Annotated in this window: 17 protein-coding genes and 1 pseudogene; 9 read left to right on the forward strand and 9 right to left on the reverse strand. The window is 60.3% G+C overall.

Annotation, left to right across the window (positions count from 1 at the left end):
• Positions 1-113: 113 nt before the first annotated feature.
• Positions 114-1,640: a MocR-like pyridoxine biosynthesis transcription factor PdxR gene (gene pdxR / locus AC1RQK_RS03070; protein WP_492807605.1), complete on the reverse strand. Its 1,527-nt coding sequence runs from the start codon at positions 1,638-1,640 to the stop codon at positions 114-116.
• A 137-nt stretch (positions 1,641-1,777) separates the two neighbouring features.
• On the opposite strand from pdxR, the gene AC1RQK_RS03075 reads away from it, so the two are divergent.
• Together AC1RQK_RS03075 and AC1RQK_RS03080 are read left to right on the forward strand one after the other, a co-directional pair.
• Positions 1,778-2,515, forward strand: a complete 738-nt coding sequence (locus AC1RQK_RS03075) for an NAD-dependent epimerase/dehydratase family protein (protein WP_492807607.1) — start codon at positions 1,778-1,780, stop codon at positions 2,513-2,515.
• Positions 2,512-3,048, forward strand: coding sequence for a cupin domain-containing protein (locus tag AC1RQK_RS03080; protein ID WP_492807609.1), 537 nt, complete (start codon positions 2,512-2,514; stop codon positions 3,046-3,048). The genes AC1RQK_RS03075 and AC1RQK_RS03080 overlap by 4 nt, the downstream gene beginning before the upstream one ends.
• A gap of 705 nt (positions 3,049-3,753) precedes the next feature.
• On the opposite strand, the gene AC1RQK_RS03085 is transcribed toward AC1RQK_RS03080, so the two are convergent.
• A complete protein-coding gene (locus AC1RQK_RS03085) occupies positions 3,754-4,551 on the reverse strand; it encodes a Crp/Fnr family transcriptional regulator (protein ID WP_492807611.1) in 798 nt (265 codons plus the stop codon).
• Between the two features lie 345 nt (positions 4,552-4,896).
• On the opposite strand from AC1RQK_RS03085, the gene AC1RQK_RS03090 reads away from it, so the two are divergent.
• Positions 4,897-5,547 (forward strand): TetR/AcrR family transcriptional regulator, encoded by a 651-nt coding sequence (locus AC1RQK_RS03090; RefSeq protein WP_400102049.1) that lies wholly within the window; start codon positions 4,897-4,899, stop codon positions 5,545-5,547.
• Positions 5,548-5,768: 221 nt separating this feature from the next.
• Here the strand turns inward: AC1RQK_RS03090 and AC1RQK_RS03095 are convergent, their stop codons facing one another.
• From AC1RQK_RS03095 to AC1RQK_RS03120, 6 genes and pseudogenes are all read right to left on the reverse strand, one after another.
• On the reverse strand, positions 5,769-7,466 hold the full coding sequence (locus AC1RQK_RS03095) for a tannase/feruloyl esterase family alpha/beta hydrolase (protein WP_492807613.1): 1,698 nt from the start codon (positions 7,464-7,466) through the stop codon (positions 5,769-5,771).
• Between the two features lie 330 nt (positions 7,467-7,796).
• Positions 7,797-8,571 (reverse strand): annotated as a pseudogene (locus tag AC1RQK_RS03100) (enoyl-CoA hydratase).
• 69 nt (positions 8,572-8,640) lie between these two features.
• Positions 8,641-9,837, reverse strand: coding sequence for an acetyl-CoA C-acyltransferase (locus AC1RQK_RS03105; RefSeq protein ID WP_492807615.1), 1,197 nt, complete (start codon positions 9,835-9,837; stop codon positions 8,641-8,643).
• A gap of 22 nt (positions 9,838-9,859) precedes the next feature.
• Positions 9,860-10,618, reverse strand: coding sequence for an SDR family NAD(P)-dependent oxidoreductase (locus AC1RQK_RS03110; protein ID WP_492807616.1), 759 nt, complete (start codon positions 10,616-10,618; stop codon positions 9,860-9,862).
• Positions 10,619-10,643: 25 nt separating this feature from the next.
• On the reverse strand, positions 10,644-12,014 hold the full coding sequence (locus AC1RQK_RS03115) for an MFS transporter (RefSeq protein ID WP_492807618.1): 1,371 nt from the start codon (positions 12,012-12,014) through the stop codon (positions 10,644-10,646).
• 61 nt (positions 12,015-12,075) lie between these two features.
• Positions 12,076-12,798, reverse strand: coding sequence for a nitroreductase (locus tag AC1RQK_RS03120; RefSeq protein ID WP_492807620.1), 723 nt, complete (start codon positions 12,796-12,798; stop codon positions 12,076-12,078).
• 245 nt (positions 12,799-13,043) lie between these two features.
• Between AC1RQK_RS03120 and AC1RQK_RS03125 the strand changes: the two genes are divergently transcribed.
• Both AC1RQK_RS03125 and AC1RQK_RS03130 read left to right on the forward strand, forming a co-directional pair.
• The gene (locus AC1RQK_RS03125; protein ID WP_492807622.1) at positions 13,044-14,699 is read left to right on the forward strand and encodes an AMP-binding protein; all 1,656 of its coding nucleotides are present in this window, start codon (positions 13,044-13,046) and stop codon (positions 14,697-14,699) included.
• A gap of 184 nt (positions 14,700-14,883) precedes the next feature.
• Positions 14,884-15,303: a hypothetical protein gene (locus AC1RQK_RS03130; RefSeq protein ID WP_492807623.1), complete on the forward strand. Its 420-nt coding sequence runs from the start codon at positions 14,884-14,886 to the stop codon at positions 15,301-15,303.
• Here AC1RQK_RS03130 and AC1RQK_RS03135 read toward each other — a convergent pair.
• Entirely contained in the window at positions 15,300-16,241 is a 942-nt protein-coding gene (locus tag AC1RQK_RS03135; RefSeq protein WP_492807625.1) for a LysR family transcriptional regulator, read from the reverse strand. The genes AC1RQK_RS03130 and AC1RQK_RS03135 overlap by 4 nt on opposite strands.
• A 139-nt stretch (positions 16,242-16,380) precedes the next feature.
• Here AC1RQK_RS03135 and AC1RQK_RS03140 point away from each other — a divergent pair, with 139 nt between their 5' ends.
• The 4 genes from AC1RQK_RS03140 (at position 16,381) to serB (ending at position 19,743) form a co-directional block, all read left to right on the forward strand.
• Positions 16,381-17,607, forward strand: a complete 1,227-nt coding sequence (locus AC1RQK_RS03140; protein ID WP_492807626.1) for an FAD-dependent monooxygenase — start codon at positions 16,381-16,383, stop codon at positions 17,605-17,607.
• Between the two features lie 293 nt (positions 17,608-17,900).
• Positions 17,901-18,335: an SgcJ/EcaC family oxidoreductase gene (locus tag AC1RQK_RS03145; protein WP_492372809.1), complete on the forward strand. Its 435-nt coding sequence runs from the start codon at positions 17,901-17,903 to the stop codon at positions 18,333-18,335.
• Positions 18,336-18,456: 121 nt separating this feature from the next.
• Positions 18,457-18,672 (forward strand): hypothetical protein, encoded by a 216-nt coding sequence (locus AC1RQK_RS03150; RefSeq protein WP_492807628.1) that lies wholly within the window; start codon positions 18,457-18,459, stop codon positions 18,670-18,672.
• A 216-nt stretch (positions 18,673-18,888) separates the two neighbouring features.
• Positions 18,889-19,743 (forward strand): phosphoserine phosphatase SerB, encoded by an 855-nt coding sequence (serB, locus tag AC1RQK_RS03155; protein WP_492372807.1) that lies wholly within the window; start codon positions 18,889-18,891, stop codon positions 19,741-19,743.
• Positions 19,744-19,788 lie beyond the last annotated feature (45 nt).

A 19,788-nucleotide genomic window follows, 5' to 3' on the forward strand; every position in this document is an offset into this window, starting at 1 on the left:
GACGAAATCCCAAACGCGAAACTCATCGTGCCGAAGCGGATGCGTCGTGATCCTCTCGAAGGCAACCGATTCGGCCCGGCCCACTTCCCAAAGATGACAACGGTTCGGAACAATTAACGCGCCAGGACACGCGCAAGAGCGATCATCCCTGACTCAATTGCGTCGCTGCCGACAGATGCAAAACCCAACACCAGCCCCGACGGCGCCGGACGGTCAATCGCGTAGAGCGACAATGGTCGTGTCTCGATGCCCTCGCGCGCCAAGCGGCGCGCCACGTCGGCATCATCGATGCCGGGCGGCAAAAAGGCCGGCGCGTCGAGTCCCGCAACGATTCGAGGAACATGCAGCAGTCCGGAAAGACGCCGATCGGCAGTGCTTTTCAGCGCTTCGGCACGCTCGCCGTACAGCATGCGCATGCGCCGGATGTGGCGCCCGAAATGGCCGTCCGCGATGAATTCATGCAGTACCGACTGCTGATCCAGTGGGACATGCCGCGCTGTCAACGACAACGCGGCCACGAACGGATCGACAAACCGGTCAGGCAAGATCGCATACGCGGTCCGTAACCCAGGAAACAGCAATTTGCTGAATGTGCCGCAGTAGATCACGCGTCCGTCGTGGTCGAGGCTCTTCATTGCGGCCAGCGGATTGCCTTCGAAGCGGTATTCGCTGTCGTAGTCGTCTTCGATGATGACGGCGTCTCGATCCCGTGCCCATTCGAGCAGCGACAATCGCCGTTCAAGCGCGAGCGGCGGTCCGAGCGGTGCTTGCCGCCCTGCCGTGACGTAGGCTAGACGCGCGTCGGGCGCGTGCTGTCGTGCCCATTCCACGTCGATGCCCCCCGCATCGACAGGCACACCGACAACCCGGGCGCCCGCGGCCTCGAGCACGAAGCGCGCGCCCGGATATCCCGGATCTTCGATCCACGCGGCGTCGCCCGGATCGAGCAGCAGACGCGCGCCCAAATCGATAGCCTGCTGGACGCTGCCGAGCACCACGACGCTATCTGCCGTGCACGTAATACCTCGCGACATGCCCACGTACTCGGCAATCGCCGCGCGCAGCGGCCGATATCCTTGCGCCTCACCGTCGCCAAGCAGATCTCGTCGAGTCCGGCGCGTGCGTTTCGCTGCCAGCCGCGCCCACAGGTCGAACGGAAACGCATCGAGATCGGGCTGGCTGGCACGAAAAGCCCGAGCGGGACTCGTGCGGCCGCTCACCTGAAAGGCGGTTCGCGCAAGCAGACGGCCGCGGGCCGAGAGCGCAATGGCACGTGGTCGCGCGTCGTCAACGTTATCGCCATGGCGGTCATGCGCGCCTGACCATCCGTCGCGCGTCTTGATCGACGGCCGATCGCTGCTGTCGATACGTCGATCCGGCAATTCGGACGTGACGAAACTGCCTCGTCCGACAGCGCCCGTCAGATACCCTTCGGCCGTGAGTTGTGAAAACACGCCTAGTACCGTGCCGCGAGATAGCGCAAAACGTGCCGCGAGATCGCGCGACGAAGGTAGACGCGCCCCTGACGACAGCCGGCCCATCAGAATGGCAGTGCGCAGTTCGTCATATAGCCAGCGTTGCAATGACATCCCGCTCGGTCGCGGCGCAAGTGCAAGTTCGATCTGTTCGGCTCGGCGCATCGTTGCCTTTCCATATTGGCTCAGTCAATTTCTCGATAATGGACCTTTTTTGCGACCATTAACAACCCTATCCTGCTCTTCATCAAAAAATGCGACATACCGTTGCATCGTTCTCAATCGCAAACAGGAGAAGAGAGATGAAGCACAGGGTTTTTGTGGCCGGAGCAAGCGGCGCCATTGGCACCGCACTGGTGCCCCTGCTAATCGCGGCGGGCTATACGGTGTTCGGCAGCACCCGGCGCCCCGACCGGGCGAAGAACCTCGAAGACGCTGGTGTCACGCCGGTCGTCGTGGACGTATTCGATGTGGACGCGCTACGCGACGCGTTGGGTCGCATCGCGCCGCATAGCGTGATTCATCAATTGACCGATTTGCCGTTCGGGCTGGATCCCGCCCGCATGGCTCAGGCGGTGACCGCCAACGCCCGGATTCGCGACGAAGGAACGCGTAACCTGGTTGCAGCGGCCATTTCAGCCGGTAGCAAGCGGATGATTGCGCAAAGCATCGCGTGGGCGTATCGACCAGGCGGGACGCCCTACGATGAAAGCTGCGCACTCGATATCGATGCGCATAGCCCGCGCGGTACTAGCGTGCGGGGCGTCGCGGCACTGGAGCGCCATGTGTTGGAAACGGCGCCACTGACTGGGACCGTACTCAGGTATGGACAGATTTACGGGCCCGGCACGGGTTGCGATGTACCCGCCGGCTCAAGCCCGCTGCACGTCGAAGCCGCTGCGTTTGCGGCTTTGCTAGCGCTCGAACGGGGCACATCGGGGATATACAACATTGCGCAGGACGACGCCGAGGTCACCAGTGCAAAGGCGAAGCGTGAGCTGGGTTGGTCGCAGGACCTGCGATCGGGGGCGCATGTATGAACCCGCGTGCTCTGCCGCTTCTCGCGCACTTGCCGCGGCTGCCGGGCAATCCCACGATGCTTGCGGCAATAGCAGTAGCATTGCTGCTGCCGGGTCCGGCGACGCCCCGTTCGGCGATCGACTGGTTCGCCGGCATTTGTGGCAGCGGTGGCGATCCGCTGCTGTCCAGTGCATCGCCGGATGCCACGGCGACGGGGCGTCCCGCTTCGACCGTAAAAATTCTGTCGTGCGAAGCTCTGCCTGACGCGCCGGGCAAGTCGGTGACGACGGCTATCGTCGACTTTCCGCCGCTCGGCTTTACGCCCGCGCATCGTCACCCGGGCTCGGTGACGGCGGTCGTGCTCGAGGGGACGATTCGCTCTCAACTGGCGGGAGGAGGACCCGTCGACTATGTCAGTGGACAAACATGGTTCGAGCCGCCACACGCACTTCACCTGTTCGCCGAGAATCCCGATCCGACGCACCCGGCGAGATTTCTTGCGACCTTCGTCGCCGATACCGGTTGCGGGGCATTGGTGCTACCGCCTGACTAGATTTCACGGCCAGACCGCAATGCGAACGTCTGCTTCGAAGAAAATTGAGTGGCTGTTGTGGGTTGGGAAGAGCCGAGGACGATCTGGTTCACGGAGGACGCGACCGCGATGCCTGGCGGGCACGGGCGGAAGGGATATTTGATGTCGAAGGTCTCATTCTGGCATGCGTTCCGGATGCCGCCACTTGCGATCCAAGCGTTGTGGCCGACGCAATCCGGGAGTGGTGCGACGTCGCAAGAGCTATAGAAAGTCGGCACGAGGCTGCTAACTCTTTCTAGAGTAGGAAACCGAAATAGGCTGAACTACCGTGCACTATGGCTTCTCCGCATTGAGACCGAGCCCGCAGACCGTGGTCTTGCCCTGCCGCTGCCGCCCACCCGACTGGAGCCGCAACCCCTCATGCCTGGGGCGCGTCCTGCATCCGGCCAAGCCCGGCCATGGAGGCGCTTTGGGCGCCCGAGCCGGGATTCTGGCCGCTGCCAGAGCGGTACCCGGAATACGCCTTCCACTCGAAGGAACTCCTCCAGGAGGGGCTGCAGCGACCCGTCGATCCGAATGTGCCCTTTGTGGGCGGGCATCGACCGATCGTTGTCGGTGGCATGAGCATGCGCTGCGGCCACAAGGACTTTGCGTTGGACGTCTTCCATCGCGCGCGCAAATCCGCCTCGCGCATCAGCGTGCGGACCCGATTACAGCTGCGCCTCTTCAATCCCCGGAGTGTGCGAATCTACGCAATGCCGCCAAATCCAGTATCTGAATCGACCCATACTCAGCAACCACTAACCCTGCATCTTCCAGTTCGCGGATGGCCCGATTCGTGTTCTGCCTTGAAAGCCCGCAAAGCCTCCCAATTTCCTCCTGGGAGAAGCCCAACGTCTTGTCCGTGGCTGGATAGAGCTGCTGATTGAAAAGCTCTGCCAAACAGAATGCCACCCGCGCAGACGCTTCATGCAGCCGAAGGTTGTGCACCAGTCCAACGTAGTAGCCACATCGAGCGTTGAGTTGGTCGATCACGTATCTGCTGAACGAGTGGCTCTGCTCAAGGAGCCAAAGGAATGTCGACTTGGGTACGAATGCTAGGCGACTATCCCGGATCGCAACAACAGAATAGGGCCGTGGCTCGTCTTTCAGCACAACACCCTCACCGAACCACGAGCCGGCAGGAACGCCCGCAAATGTGATAACCCGCCCCTCTCTCGAGGCGGTATCGACCTTCACGATCCCTTCCATCACCGCAAGCCAGTGGTCGGCAGGATCCCCTCGATGGCACGCAACGGCACCAGCATCGTAGGATCGGTCAAAGCTATCACGCATAACTCGAGTCTTCTGCTCAGAGGTCAGATTCGAGCACCAGGGCGCCTGCAAAAGAAACGCCTCCAGACTTAGATGGCCAGGCTTGCAAAAACCAGCATTGCGATTCTGCAAGGTGGAGTCGACCAAGCTGCTGGATTTCGAGAGGGCGACGGGCGAAACTCGCATCGCTTCCGCTCGCTTGGCTTGCATGCCATTCACGTGGTTCATCATTTGGAGCCAGTATTGCGCAGTTGCATGATCACCTGTTTGCGCTGAGCACCCGCCGCCGACTTGATACCGCTGGCATGTGGCAAGCGCTGTGCAGAAGTCCAGTCTTCCAGATCCTTGGCAGACCTCCGACCTGGGAAGCTGTCGGGATCAAGTGGGATTCGACGTTCTGTTAAGTGAAATTTGGATTCGCTTTAGACTATGGCCCGAAAGGGATACTGTCAAGGGAAGCACGGCTAGGTGTTTGTACGGAGGGCGCTATAATGGCCACCATAAAGGTGAGCGGTGTACCGCACAATTTCTCGTCGAAAAGCAGGCATAACTGAAATGGAAATTCCACATAGCCCTCCGCGCATTCGGATTCGCCGGCGGGGTGCCGACAAACATCCGTTGATCCTCCAAGCCGCACGAGATTTGGTGGCGGAATCTGGGTTCCGAGAAGCCCAGATGTCGTTGATTGCCGAGGCTGCAGGCATCGCGATCGGCACGTTGTACCGCTACTTTCCGTCCAAGACCGAGTTGTTGGTCGAACTCGTGAAAACGACGGCGCAACGGGAAGTCGACGTCGTAGCTGGTATCGCCATGCGTGATGGGACCGCACTAGAACGTCTTGGTGCGGCCGCATGGACGTTCGCGAGTCGCGCTTTGCGAGGCCGACGCTTAGCCTACGCCCTAGTCGCTGAACCTGTTGAGCCAGATGTCGAGGCTGCCCGGCTCACTTATCACCGAGCACTGGCCAGGGTATTCAAGACGATCATTGAGCAGGGCATGGCGAATGGCGAGTTCCCTGCACAGGATGCCGCCGCATCGGCAGACTGCATAGTCGGCTGCCTTTTCGAAGGCCTGGTGGCACCGCTCACCAACAACGCTACAGCCGATGCTGTCCAGGCAGCCGCCCACGGCTCGGCCATCATCACCTTTTGTCTGCGAGGGGTTTCAGGCTTACAGGCGCCCGCCTATAGGATTCCGACTGTGTAGTCGCTTCCTTCAGGAATCGACCGTCTCTACCGGCTAGCGGAGGACGATCTCCCCCCCCGACCTCGCCTTCCGCAAGGATTTCTGTCGCGCCGACTACCTCTACAAGCCTCTTGCGCTTAGCGGATGTGCTGCCGGCCTCGTGTTTTCGGCCGGCAGCACAAGAGGACTGAAGTAGTGAAGTGACTTGATCCGCCTGTGACAATGTTGTCACAGGCAGTGGATCAATTGGTGCACGTATAGCTTGATGCGGCGTTCACGTCCCCGCTGACGTACTTTGGCCACTGGGGGTACTCGCACAGAGGCCGCGTGCGCCCCGCGGTGGGCGGGTTCAAGTCGGTAACGACGAGATTCTGCGGAGCCGTGCCTTTCGTGACCCAGTTATCCAAAGCAGTCAGCCCATCATATGCCGCCTCAAACTGCCCGCCCGTGCCATGTGCGGCACCGGGAACCAGATAGAACTTGAGGAATGACGACAGCGCATTCTGCCCATAGTTCGCCAGCAATCGGTTGTAGTAGTCAATCGACATTTGAGCCGGAATGAACTGGTCGGATTGCCCGTGCTGAAGGATCACCTTCCCACCTCGGTTCTTGAAGTTGTCGAGGTTGACAGTCGTGGAGTCCATCATTTGACTTACCGTCTGCGTTCTAGCGGTAAGCGGCCCTGGATCCGTGAAGTTGAAGGACATCAAATCGAGCGAGGGATCCCTTGCAATAGCGTATCGCACGAGGCTATTCGGGAAGGCATAGAAGAACGACCATTGTGCGGTTGCATTTGTCCCTGGGTCCAGTACGGCGTCTGCTGGAGAGTCCCCCAACGGTAACAAGAAGCCACTCCAGAAATCGGTGCCTGCGAGGATGTTGTAACCAGGAATGCTGTGAATACCGTTTGCGAAATCAAAATTTGTCTTCAGCGGCGTGGCCATGGTATTGACAGTACTGATCTGAACGTCAGACAGGCAAGTGTCGCCCGTGTCGGCGCCCCCTGGGCATCGCACAGTCGCCGGATCGAACGTACAAAGCCCCGGATTGCTGATCAGGCCGTCTGTCGCGCCGTCCAGACTGTCACAGGCCGACATCACAGCCTTCTTGAGCATAGCGGCCTTGTTTGCGTTGATGAAGCCGCCTGGGGCAAGTAACGCCTGAGAGATGCGCCCCATTTGGTAGGCCAGCCCCATGATCCCGGACGCGGGATACGTCGAAATGATGCCATCGTAGTCTGACGCGTACTTCTGCGCAGCGATAAGCGCCTGGCGACCGCCGCCAGAGCCACCAATGTAGTAGCTATGCGCGAACGTCGCCCCGTAGCGCTGCTTGGTTAAAAACAGAGCGACATCATGCGTTTTCTTGATGTGGTCGCCGGCATAGTTCGCCAACGCCTCATCGTTCTGAGCGAACCGGCCATCCCCAAAGCTTCCTTCATGCCCGCTATCGCTGCCAAGCGTCACATATCCGCGCGCCAGCGGAGTCAGAACCCCCTTCGGTTCGCCATAGGATGTGAAGCCGGTTTTTGTGAAGCCTGTTGTGTCCGGGACAGACCCGTCAAGCCCACCGCCACCGAAGTGAACAGATTTCCCGTTCCAAGTGGACGGCAAATCAACTTCGAACTTGATGTCCGGCGCGGCCGGGTCCACGGGATGAATCCCCCCCAAGACCTTGCAGAACTCGCCATTTGTATTGCCCGACGCCGTGGCAGCAATGAGCGTCGCCGACGCGATCGTGGCGCCAGTCGTTGGCAAACCAATCGCGGAGGCTGGTACGGCTGAACCTTGAAGCGCCGCGCACTGCTGCGCTGGCGTCAACTGGGGCGTGGCATCGGCTACGACAGAGTCGCTGCCTCCTCCACAACCAACGACGAGCAAGGCCGATAGCGTTGCCACAGTGGGTGCAAGCCATTGCGGCCTGACTTTGGTGAACTTCATGACGTTGTCTCCTAGCGGACGCCGGGACTTCTAGTTGTCCACGAGTCGCTTTCGTTCAAGTAAATAGCCCTGCGAGGTGCGTCGTCACTGACGAGCATGGCGGCGAAGCACCTCGATGACGACCATACCGATCGGGCCTGCTCAGGATTGTCTTGCGCAAGACGATTGGAAATTTCGAGCCGTATTCAGTCGAAGATGTTGGAGTAGCCCTGCCATATTCAGGTTGGGCCACTCCTTGATATGCAGAAAACCTTGTTCAAGCTGGCGGTCGTTTTCGTTCTGGAATGCCACCCGCTCTGTGGTCTCGACACCTTAAGCATTTACCCGCTGTCAGCGGTGCTTGAATGCTGGTTGCCGTTTCGACAGGAAGGCGGACATCCCTTCCGTCTGGTCATCAAGTCCAAACGTGGAATGAAAGGCGCGGCGCTCGAAAATCAGCCCGTCGCTCAAAGATGACTCGTATGCACGATTGATCGATTCCTTGATCATCATGACTACAGGTAACGAGTAACTGGCAATCAGCTTGGCAGCTTCCAGCGTTTCGTCGAGTAGTCGATCGCAGGGATAGACCCGCGAGACAATGCCCCAACGCTCAGCCTCGGCCGCATCAACCATGCGCGAGGTCAGACACAGGTCCATTGCTTTGGCTTTGCCGGCAAGCCGCGGCAGGCGTTGTGTTCCGCCAGCACCAGGCATCGTTCCAATCTTGATTTCGGGTTGTCCGAACCGTGCCGTGTCTGAGGAAAAGATCAGATCGCACATCATCGCCAGCTCGCATCCGCCACCCAACGCGTAACCCGACACCGCAGCCACAACTGGCTTTCTCGCTTCCCGAACCCTCTCCCAATTTCTCGAGATGAAGTTGCCTTGGTAGACCTCCTGGAAATCGAAATCCTTCATGTGCGCAACATCCGCACCCCGCTGCAAACGCGCGCTCATTGCCGGTCAGGACGATGCATCCGATGTTGTCGTCCCGCTCGTACGCATCAACAGCGGCCCCGACTCCATTCATGACATCGTCATTGAGCGCATTCAGCGCTTCGGGGCTGTTGATCTGAATCAGACCGACGCGGTCGATCGCCTTTCGCAAAACCACTTCACTCACATTTGGCTCCGGCCAACAACTTCACGACGCCACCTGCCTCGCGTCGAATGCGAGGCAGGTGGCCTTTCCTTACAACAACTCGACCGCCACCGCGGTTGCCTCACCGCCACCGATGCAAAGGCTTGCCACGCCACGCTTCTTTTCCGCCTCCCTGAGGGCGCCAAGAAGTGTCACAAGGATCCGTGCGCCAGACGCACCGATGGGATGCCCAAGAGCGCACGCTCCACCATGAACGTTGACCGTCTCAGGGTCCAAGCGCAGGTCATGAATCGCCGCCATCGTGACTACAGCGAACGCCTCGTTGATTTCCCACAAATCGACATCTGCGGTCGACCAGCCGGTCTGACCAAGCAACTTCTGGATGGCCCCCACCGGAGCAGTGGTGAAGTCCGCGGGCGCTTGTGCATGCGTCGCGTGGCCAACGATTCGGGCGAGCGGCTGTACACCCAGCTTCCTGGCAGTCGATTCCCGCGCCAGCACCAACGCAGCAGCGCCGTCCGAAATCGAGCTTGAGTTCGCCGGCGTCACCGACCCCCCTTTTTTGAAGGCCGGCTTCAACGAGCGGATCTTCTCAAGGTTGACCTTTGGCGGCTGCTCATCGCTCCGCAGCGTGACCTCCCCTGTCCGACCTTGGACCGTGATCGGCGTCGTTTCCCATGCGAAATCACCGCGTTCGATCGCCGCCTTCGCACGCTGGGTCGAGAGAATGGCCCATTCGTCCTGGGCTTCGCGCGAGAATCCATAGCGCTCGGCACAGTCCTCGGCGAACGTACCCATCAGCCGGCCGCGTGTGTCGTCTCGATAGTGATCTTCCAATCCATCGAAGAACATGTGGTCCAGCAACTGCCCGTGGCCGAGCCGATACCCTTTGCGCGCCTTGGGAAGCAGATAGGGGGCGTTAGTCATCGACTCCATCCCCCCAGCAACCATCACGTCGTTGGTTCCAGCGGCGATCGAATCATGCGCCAGCATCACGGCTTTCATGCCGGATCCGCACACCTTGCTGATCGTCGTACACGTCACCGATTCAGCAAGGCCCGCGTTCAGGCAGGCCTGCCGCGCAGGAGCCTGACCAACGCCGGCCGGGAGAACACAACCCATCAGCAGTTCCTGGATCGCGCCAGCATCGATACGCGCGCGCTCGACAGCTGCGCGAATAGCGAAGCCGCCCAGTTCCGGGGCTGTCAGGCTTGCGAGATCTCCTTGGAAGCCACCGATCGGCGTGCGTGCGGCGGACAGAATGACGACTGGATCGTTTGTACTCATGTTCGGTCTCCGTTCTGGTGATTTACTTTGCCGCCATCCGGATGGCGCCATCGAGCCGGATGACCTCGCCATTCAAGTAGCCATTGCCAAGCACGTGCTCGACCAGACCCGCGAACTCCGTCGCCTTACCCAAGCGCGAAGGAAACGGAACGGACCGACCCAGCGCCTCTTGCACATCGGCTGGCATCTTGAGCAGCATCGGGGTTTCCATGATCCCTGGAGCAATCGTCACGACCCGAATTCCGGACCTGGCCAACTCCCGCGCGAGCGGCAAGGTCATCGCAACCACACCGCCCTTCGAGGCGGCGTAGGCGGCCTGCCCAATCTGGCCGTCGAACGCAGCAACCGACGCAGTGTTGATGATCACACCGCGCTCGCCATCGTCGTCGGGTGGCTCCTGTTGCATGATTTCGGCGGCCAGCCGAACCATATTGAACGTGCCGCCCAGGTTGATGTTGAGGGTGCGCAAGAACGAGCTCATTGCGTGCGGCCCCTGCTTGCCTACTACCTTCTCCGCGGGCGCGATACCGGCGCAGTTCACCAGGCCGCGCAATGTTCCCAGCGCGGTTGCTGCTTTGAATACGTCTTTTGCTCCCTCTTCGCTCGTCACGTCGGCACAGACAGACGCGCAGCGGAGTTCCTCAGCCAACGCTTCGACGGCCTCCAGATGGAGGTCGACGATCACCACCTTGCCCCCTTGCTCAGAGAGCAATCGGGCAGTTGCGGCTCCCAGTCCAGAGCCACCGCCGGTTACGACGAATACGTTGTTACTGATCTGCATCGGATGATTTCCTGAGGGTGATGGGTCAACTGCTTGCCGACCAAGGGATGTCGGAGTGTGAGGGAAGCGCTTGCGCGCCATGTGTGTTGGCCGCGCTGCGGCGATGGTCGATCATCATGACCGCGACGGTGCCCAATACGCCGGCAAGGCCGATCGCCAAGAAGTTCTGCTCCAGAGGCAGTCGCATCGCCACCAGCATGCCGATCAGCACGGGTGCGGCGATCGCTCCGAGGCGGCCGATACCGGAGGCAAAGCCCACACCGGTCGAGCGAATCGAAGCGGGGTAAAACTCACCGGCGTATGCGTACGCCAGGAGCTGTGTTCCAAGGGTGGAGGCACCGACGACGAACACGACAAGGAAGAGCAGCTCAGTCGATTTCGTGTAACCCATCAACGCCAGCGACACTGCACCGGTCGCGTAGAAGGCCACCAGTACATATTTGATGTTGTACTTGTCGCCCAGCCAACCACCACCCACGGCACCGACCATGGCTCCAATGTTGAAAACCAACACAAAGGTAAGTGCGGACCCAAGGCTATAGCCCGACATGGCCATCAACTTTGTGAGCCACGAACTCAACGAGTACACCATGAACAGCCCCATGAAGAAGGCGACCCAGATCATGACTGTGCTGAATCCACGTCCATCCCGAAACAGCTTGGCCACCGGGGCTTTGGTCACCATCGCCTCTTGGGGCATGACGAACCGGTCTTGGCTACTGACTTGAACCTCCGGCGCGATCTTCCTGATCAGTTGTACGAGCTTCTCGGCACGGTTTCGCTGCACCAGAAACGCCAGCGAATCAGGCATGGTCAGCAAGACGAAGGGAATGATCAGGATGGGCGTGCCGGCGATGAAGAACACGGACTGCCAGCCATAGGCTTCAATCAGTTGCTTGCCGGTGAGCGCCACAAGGATGCCGCCGATCGAGTACCCAGCGAACACCAGGGTGACGAGACGGGCTCGGATCTTGCGCGGAGCATATTCACCCATCTGAGCAGTCACGATGGGAAGCACGCCGCCAATCCCGAGACCTGCGAAGAACCGGGTAATGCTGAAGCTCAACGGATCGTGCGTCAGTCCGGCCGCGGCTGTGAAGAAACTGAACAGCGCGATGCATACGCAAATCGACACAGGCCGGCCGATCTTGTCGGCCAGCGTGCCGAGGTAAATCGCCCCAAACATCATGCCGAACAGGGCCGAGCTCGCCATGAATCCGGCCTTTGCTGCATCCACCCCCATCTGTTTCATGATGGACGGTAATGCCGCGCCCACAACGGCCAAGTCGTATCCGTCGAGCACGAGAATCAGAACACACCAGAACAGGATCAAGCCATGGAAGCGCGAGAATCTCGCGTTCTGTGTGATCCTTTGAACATCAACTTCGTTACTCATGGTCTCCTCCATTTGAGAATGGATATCGTTGGTGGTGCTATTGGTCCATCTGCGGGTAAAGCTAGGTGACGTGATAAACCGTAAAGGTGGAAGAAGGCGCCCTTTCAGAGACGAGCGAGTTCTCAATGCGACTCTCGTCGGCGTAGCCCAGGCTCATGCCCACCAGGAACATGTCTTCTGGCGGCAAGCCAAGCTCTTGCTCGATGAGCTTGTGGTACTTCATGAAGGCGGCCTGAGGGCAGGTGCTCAGACCGTAGGCACGCGCGACAACCATGATGTTCTGCAGGAACATCCCGTAGTCGAGGAGACTGCCGCGCTGCATCACGCGGTCGATCGTGAAGAACAGCCCGACTGGTGCATCGAAGAACTGGTAGTTCCTGCCGTGCTGCGCGTGCATCCTCTGCTTGTCACCCTTCTCGATGCCAAGAAGGCCATAGAGCTTCCATCCGATGTCACGACGCCTGTCGATATAGGGCGACACCCACTCTTCTGGGTAGTAGTCCCATTCATCGGCATGCGCCTCCGCCAACTCGGGATCGTTGTCGACTTTGGCGATTGCGGCGCAGACCCGGTCTCGGGCGTCGCCCATGACCACGTGTACCTTCCAGGGTTGAATGTTCACTCCCGTCGCCGCATAGCGCGACACATCAAGAATTGCCTTGATGGTCTCGTGTGGGACAGGCTTCGGAAGATAGGCGCGAACGCTACGTCGCGTAGCAATTGCCCATTCCACAGCCGAACGGATCGATGAAAGTTCATCCGGTGGCGGTCCAGCTCGTTCCATCTACTACCTCGCTCAACTGTCATGCGGACCTCGCGTCCACTTAGAATTCAGATTAGCGAGCGTTTCTCAGCTCCAATGTCTTGCAGCCGACAATCGTTTCCCTCTTTGAAGGTCGGAACTCGATGCATGGAAATGTCTCAGGGGTGACATTCACCCCGTTGGACCAACGCTAGATTGGGATGTGGCTTGAGGAACGGGGAACCCCTCAGGGCCGTGCATTCATAACCCGACGTGGAGACATCGCTATGACCGGAAACATTTATCAGAGCGGGCTTGGCCGTACCCCTGCAAATCACCTCCCGCTGACACCGCTCCACTTCCTTGATCGGTGCGCCGACCAATATCCCGATCACATCGCGATCATTCACGGCTCGATGCGGCAAACGTGGAAGCAAACACGAGAACGCTGCCTGCGCCTGGCGAGCGCGCTCGTCAAGCGGGGCATCAAGCGTGGAGATACGGTTTCGATTCTCGCGCCCAACACTCCCGCCATGGTCGAGGCACATCACGGCATCCCGTTATCGGGCGCAGTGCTCAATGCGATCAACTGCCGGCTGGATGCCGAAGGTGTCCGCTTTATCCTGCGCCACGGCGAATGCAAGGTTCTCTTTGTCGACAGGGAGTTCTCTTCGCTCGCTGCAAAAGCGCTCGAACGGATTGAGAACAAGCCACTGGTCATCGACATCGCTGACATCGAAGCACCCACCAGCGATCTGATCGGCGAGATGGAGTACGAAACCTTCCTCGCTGAAGGTGACGCTGACTTTCCGGGCGTATGGCCGGAGGAGGAATGGGACGCGATCGCCTTGAACTACACATCCGGCACCACATCGGACCCGAAGGGCGTCGTACCAAGCCATCGGGGCGCTTACCTGATGAGCATGCTCCAACTCACGGATTGGGGCATGCCCCGTCGGCCGGTGTATCTGTGGACGCTTCCCCTGTTCCACGCAAATGGCTGGTGCTTCGCGTGGGCGATCACCGCCGCTGCCGGCACGCACGTCTGCCTGCGAAAGGTGACCGCAGCGAATATCTTTGGCGCCATCAAGCAGCATGACGTGGATCACTTCTGCGCAGCACCGATCGTATTGGCATCGCTCGCCAACTCTTCTGATGCTGAGCGTTGTCAACTGAAGCGTACTGTCCGAGTTAGAACGGCCGGCTCGCCGCCGCCTGCAGCAGTGCTGAAGTCAGTGATTGAGATGGGGTTCGAAGTTGAACACGTCTACGGCATTACGGAAGCATCCGGCACCCCGGTGAGCAGCTTCATCAACCCGGCATGGAGCGATAAGCAGATGGATGAGAAAGCGCGCCTCATGGCTCGCCAGGGCAATCGGGCCTCCGGCTTGGAAGACCTTTGTGTTGCTGACCCAGTCACTTGCGAGCCTGTGCCCCGGGATGGCAAAACTCAAGGTGAGCTCTTGCTCCGCGGCAACATCGTGATGAAGGGCTACCTCAAGAATCCCGAGGCCACTGCCAGCGCATTCAATGGGGGCTGGTTCCACACAGGCGACGTCGCTGTGATGCATCCGGACGGCTATATCCAGATTACGGACCGCTCGAAGGACGTCATCATCTCTGGTGGTGAGAACATTTCTTCGGTGGAAGTCGAAGACGTTCTCCATCGGCATCCGGCTGTCCTGATCGCTGCTGTAGTCGCTCAACCAGACGCAAAGTGGGGAGAGTCACCTTGCGCGTTCATTGAGCTGAAGCCCGGCGTCGCTGCCCCAGACCAAGCTGACATCATCCGCTTCTGTCGTGAGCACCTGGCCCACTACAAGTGCCCGGTGAGGGTCATATACGGGGTACTTCCAAAGACGGGAACGGGCAAGATTCAGAAATTCAGATTGCGGGAACTGGCGGGAAGCCGCGAAGCCATTACGGACCTTTCGAACGTTTAGGTCCTTGGCAGAATCTCCATCCCGAGCCGCATAGGGCAAGCTTGGTCGCCCGAGTCGGGCATGTGGGGAAACCATATTTCGGACCCATATCCAAACTGAGGGCGGCTATCTTCGCCGCCTTGCAGTCGCCGCAGCCGCCGCCGAGGTCGTCGTGAGGTTCTGTCGCCGTCGAATCGATCGGACGTTGAAAAAGATCAACCTTTCCCGCACCAAAAGTGTCGGCGAGCTAATTGCGGAGTACAGCGCTCAGACCGCAAGCCTGGATGTCGCAGGCCTCGCCGCGGGAGCAACTCAAAAGATTCAGGACGCACTGGCATGTGGGGACTTGCGTAGCCTACTGACCATCTATGAAAACAAGGGGTTGCTTGCCCTTGCAGCTCAACACCTGAAGCAAGCGAGATTGACTACCTTTGAGGCATGGCTGACAAGGATCCTGAGAGATGAAGCAAGGGCACCTGAATTGGCCACAGCGCTGAAGGCAGTCCTGCCGGCAGTGCAAGCCACCAACGACCGGCCAGTAGCGGACGTTGAAAAAGCCATGCCGAGCAACTCCTTACGCTCCGAGAAATTCCACTTTGAGCCCGGCGCACCACTTCGATCCTAAACCGTCCCGCGCGGTCTGGGGTCCATGGGAAGGCTCGCCGATCCAGCCAACCGTACCTGTATCAATTCCAGCAGCGCCCGAACACGCGCAGTCACGGAATGGCGATGGCTGTATGCCCCCAACAATTGCAGGGGGGCGGGACACAGATCCAGTGGTACCTCCTGCAATCGGCCCGTAGCAAGGTCTTCCTGGCAGGGATAGGCCGCCACAATCGCGAAGCCGATGCCTTGGCGTGCGCCTGCCACGGCCAATTCCCCGCTGTTGACGCGGTAGCGGCTGCGTACCGGCACTTTGACGATTTCGCCTGCTGCGTCCTGAAACTGCCAGGGCTGGCCCTTCAGCGCACTGAGGGTGGTGATACAGGGCAGAGACTTCAGCTCGCGCACGTGGCGTGGCATGCCGGTCCTGGCCAGCAAGGAGGGTGCAGCAACCACGATACTGGGCAGTGTGGCGAGTTCGCGGGTGATGAAGGCACTGTCCTCCTGATGGCCCCGGTGGAAGACGATGGAAAGGTCAACGTCCTCTCGAAGCACTTCCAGTCCGGTCATCCGGGTATCGCATTCCAGCTCGATGCCTGGATGGAGGCTACAGAATTCGGCGAGGATGGGAGCCAGCAGCCTTGGCGCTTCGCCGGGCATGCACATTTTCAGAGGACCACGCAGTTCGCGCTGTACCGCACCAAGCTCTTCCTGCGTAGAGAGCAGAGTATCGAGCAAGGGCTTGGCGCGTTCGTAGAGCAGTCGACCGGCTTCCGTCATACGCAGGTGGCGGGTGCTTCGCTCCAGCAGGCGCACGCCGAGTCTGCGCTCCAGCGCAGCGACATGGCGGCTGACGTTGGACGAGGGGATGGCCAACAGACGCGATGCGCCAGCAAAGCTCTGCTCATCAACAACTGCCGTGTAGACACGGACCGTATTCAGATCGAGTCCATCGCGCATTGATTATCCCGTTTTAGGTATGAAAGCCTTCCATTTTTACACGCTAGTTCTCTTTAATGACGAAATCTAAGATGCCATTTTGCACGATGCGAAACGGTGAGCCGTGCACCGGGCACCGTATGGACAGGAGAGATTCAACGTGGAAATTGGAATACTTGGCGGCGGCATCGCGGGCCTGAGCGTGGCATTGGCTTTGCGCAAGCAGGGTTACAACCCTCGGGTCTATGAGCGCCGAGCGGAGCCGGCAACCCTGGGGGCCGGCGTGACGCTTTGGCCCAATGCCAGCTTTGTGCTGGAAGAACTGGGGCTATTGCAAGACATCGACGCCATTGGTGGTCGACCGCTAACAATGCACCGCCAGGATGCCGTGGGCAATGCATTGGGAGGCCTCGATATTGCCTTGCTGGACCGGACGATGGGATACCCGACCTACACGGTGCTACGCCGGCACTTGCAGGAGGTGTTACTAGATCATGTAACCCGGGCCAGGATACCGGTGGAGTTCGGACACCGGGCGGTGCGGATTGAGCTGGATGCCAATGGCAGGGCTGTGGCCCATTTCGAGAACGGTGCGAGCATCCGCCCGGATCTGCTCATTGGCGCCGACGGCCGCATGGATTCTGTGGCGCGCAAGTTTGTCGCGGGTGACAACACACCTGTTTATCAGGGCTTCGTGAACTGGATTGGCGTAGCTCAGGGGCAGCATGCGCTAGTGGACGATATTTCGATTCAGGATTACTGGGGGGCGGGCGAGCGCTTTGGTTGCGTCGCGATTCGACCCCAACTGGTGTATTGGGCTGCGGCCCAGGCTCGGCCCCTATCTGAAGCCATACCGACCGCAGATATACGCAAGGAGGTCGAAGATCTGTTCGCGGGATGGCCCGAACCGGTCTCGCATATCATCCGTGCCACGCCCGCAAATGCCATCCGGCTGATTGCGGTGCATGACCTGGAGCCGCTGCATACATGGAGTCGGGCAAATGTACTGCTGGTTGGGGATGCCGCACACGCGCCATTGCCGACGTCGGGGCAGGGGGCCTGCCAGGCGTTGGAGGATGCGTGGCATTTGGCCCGGTGCCTGAATGGCGCAAGCGGCTGCCTGGATGAGGCCTTTCGGGCATTCACGAAGATCCGCAGCCCCAAAACTGCAAAGCTAGCGGAGCAAGGTCGGGTCTTTGCACGCGGGCTGTTCGCCACCGATCCTGAAACCTGCCGCATGCGCAACGAGCGGGCCAAGGCGTCAGATCCTGTGCGTGACGTGCAGGTCTTGGCCGCCGCATGGGGACAGGGCCTGCCAATGCCAAGCTGCACCGACAGCACGCCAGCGCAGGGGGGGCGCTTCGGCAGCCTGTACCGTATTGAATGACGTGCGCTAGATGTCCTTCATCGGGTTTTATGCAAACATTTCTTTCCATCCATCCATCCAGTCAGCTCGCATGCGGGCGTCTGCCGGTAAGCGCTGCATAGCAAACATTGGTCATTGAAACTCGAACGGCGGCAACGGGTCGGGAAGAGCCAGCTGGCGCCCTCCCCTCGGTCTACCGGAGTCAGCCACGAGCCGACATGCCGTGGTAGGGCAGAATTTGCTTTGACCGCTCGACAACAACCGTCCGATGCGGATGTCGGGCGTTGCAACGTCGACACTTGCGAGAATCCACCATGATTCAACTGAGTCAACCCGAAGACGTGCTCCACGCGTTTCAGACCGCTTGGAACAGCCACGACATGCAGTCCCTCGGCACATTGTTTCATGAGGATGCGACATTTGTGAACCGGTTCGGGCACTACGTGCGGGGCGTCGAGGCGATTATCAAGCTGCATGCGCCCATCCACGCAACTATCTACAGCGATTCCACGCTGGATAACGAGCTGATCGACGTGATCCCCATTGGCAACGATGGGGCGGTCATTCACTTCTGGAGCCGCCTCACGGTCGGTGCTGCTCATCCGGCGGGCCCGCACGCCGTCGACACGCTGATCCTTGCCGTGCTGACGCGACAGGTTGGCGAGTGGCGAATCAAGGCGCTCGAGAATGTCACCCTGACGAATCCCCGCACGGGAGAAGCTGTCTTAAGAGACGGCCGGAGTCCTTGATCGAGCAGCAAAGTTGCTTCCACGACGTACGGTGTTGCCTGCTTGCTGGCGGATCGCGCGTCCAGCGTGGGTTGGAAGCGGCATATCAAGCAGCTATGACGTTCAGCCGCTTCCTGACTCATTGGCTCACGCGGCTTGGCGCCTGGCCGTCGAGAAATCGGCCCAGCTCTGTGCCCTGCTCTTCCTGGCCTGTGACAACGCCGAATCCGGCGTCTTCGGCGACCTGAACCCGGAGATCCAGAACCGGGCGCTGTCGCTGGCCGCCGGGCTGGCGCATGAGACGCTGGTGCTGAGCGAACTGGCCGCGCAGTGCGAGGCTAACGCGCAAATGGCGTAGTGCGATGAGGGCTGGCCTGCGGGCCGGCCCCAGACCTCGACGAGCACGATAGAACACATCCGCCCGCACGGATTGCGCCGTGCAGCAGCTAGCGCTATCGGGCGGCGGCTGCGCCGCATGCGCGCGGGCATATACAATAGCGGTCTTCGCCGCCGCTGCGGCTCGCATCCTGCATTTACCGCCATGGGCCGCCCGGCCCGGCCCTGCATTCGCGCCATGTCCCTGATTCTGCAAAGTCCCGCCCCGCTGTCCGCCAACGATATCGACGCCATCCGCGCCATCGCCCAGGCTCCCACGCTCGCGCTGCGCGCGCAGACCGTGGCTGCCGCCGATGCCAGCGCCGCGCTGACACCCGCCCTGCGCGAAGCGTTGGACGCCTACTGCGGCCCGCGCAGCATCGACTGGGCCATCGTGCCCGCCGGCCGCAAGCTGTCGGACTTCAAGCTGGTGGCGATGGATATGGACTCCACGCTGATCACCATCGAGTGCATCGACGAGATCGCAGACTTCTGCGGCCTCAAGGCGGAGGTCTCGGCGATTACCGAGGCGGCCATGCGCGGCGAGATAACTGATTTCAACGAAAGCCTGCGCCGCCGTGTGGCCCTGCTCAAGGGGCTGGACGCCAGTGTGCTGGACCGCGTGTATGAAGAGCGCCTGCGCCTGTCGCCCGGCGCGGAGAACATGCTGCAGACCGTGCAGGCTCTGGGCATGCGCACCCTGCTGGTTTCAGGCGGTTTCGTGCATTTCACCGAAAAACTCAAGCCCCGCCTGAAGCTCGACGTGACCCGCGCCAATACGCTGGAGATCGTCGATGGCAAGCTCACCGGCCAGGTGCTGGGCGAGATCGTCAATGCCGACGTCAAGGCCCGCACGGTGCAGGAAGTGTGTGCGCAGATCGGCGCGGACCCGTCCCAGGCCATCGTCATGGGCGATGGCTCCAACGACCTGAAGATGATGGCCGTGGCCGGCCTGTCGGTGGCCTTCCGTGCCAAGCCGGTGGTGCGCGCGCAGGCCAGCGTAGCGTTCAACCACGTTGGGCTGGACGGCTTGCTGCAGCTTTTCCCGCATTAACTGCCGCTGCCTGCGCCCGGCACCGGCACCGGCACCGGCACCGGC

The sequence above is a fragment of the Cupriavidus sp. GW822-FHT02D05 genome (assembly GCF_058802485.1).

Excerpts from the sequence above, each read along its gene's own strand:
- pdxR (WP_492807605.1), bottom strand. The coding sequence starts at position 1,640 with ATGCGCCGAGCCGAACAGATCGAACTTGCACTTGCGCCGCGACCGAGC.
- AC1RQK_RS03075 (WP_492807607.1), top strand. The coding sequence starts at position 1,778 with ATGAAGCACAGGGTTTTTGTGGCCGGAGCAAGCGGCGCCATTGGCACC.
- AC1RQK_RS03080 (WP_492807609.1), top strand. The coding sequence starts at position 2,512 with ATGAACCCGCGTGCTCTGCCGCTTCTCGCGCACTTGCCGCGGCTGCCG.
- AC1RQK_RS03085 (WP_492807611.1), bottom strand. The coding sequence starts at position 4,551 with ATGCAAGCCAAGCGAGCGGAAGCGATGCGAGTTTCGCCCGTCGCCCTC.
- AC1RQK_RS03090 (WP_400102049.1), top strand. The coding sequence starts at position 4,897 with ATGGAAATTCCACATAGCCCTCCGCGCATTCGGATTCGCCGGCGGGGT.
- AC1RQK_RS03095 (WP_492807613.1), bottom strand. The coding sequence starts at position 7,466 with ATGAAGTTCACCAAAGTCAGGCCGCAATGGCTTGCACCCACTGTGGCA.
- AC1RQK_RS03105 (WP_492807615.1), bottom strand. The coding sequence starts at position 9,837 with ATGAGTACAAACGATCCAGTCGTCATTCTGTCCGCCGCACGCACGCCG.
- AC1RQK_RS03110 (WP_492807616.1), bottom strand. The coding sequence starts at position 10,618 with ATGCAGATCAGTAACAACGTATTCGTCGTAACCGGCGGTGGCTCTGGA.
- AC1RQK_RS03115 (WP_492807618.1), bottom strand. The coding sequence starts at position 12,014 with ATGAGTAACGAAGTTGATGTTCAAAGGATCACACAGAACGCGAGATTC.
- AC1RQK_RS03120 (WP_492807620.1), bottom strand. The coding sequence starts at position 12,798 with ATGGAACGAGCTGGACCGCCACCGGATGAACTTTCATCGATCCGTTCG.
- AC1RQK_RS03125 (WP_492807622.1), top strand. The coding sequence starts at position 13,044 with ATGACCGGAAACATTTATCAGAGCGGGCTTGGCCGTACCCCTGCAAAT.
- AC1RQK_RS03135 (WP_492807625.1), bottom strand. The coding sequence starts at position 16,241 with ATGCGCGATGGACTCGATCTGAATACGGTCCGTGTCTACACGGCAGTT.
- AC1RQK_RS03145 (WP_492372809.1), top strand. The coding sequence starts at position 17,901 with ATGATTCAACTGAGTCAACCCGAAGACGTGCTCCACGCGTTTCAGACC.
- serB (WP_492372807.1), top strand. The coding sequence starts at position 18,889 with ATGTCCCTGATTCTGCAAAGTCCCGCCCCGCTGTCCGCCAACGATATC.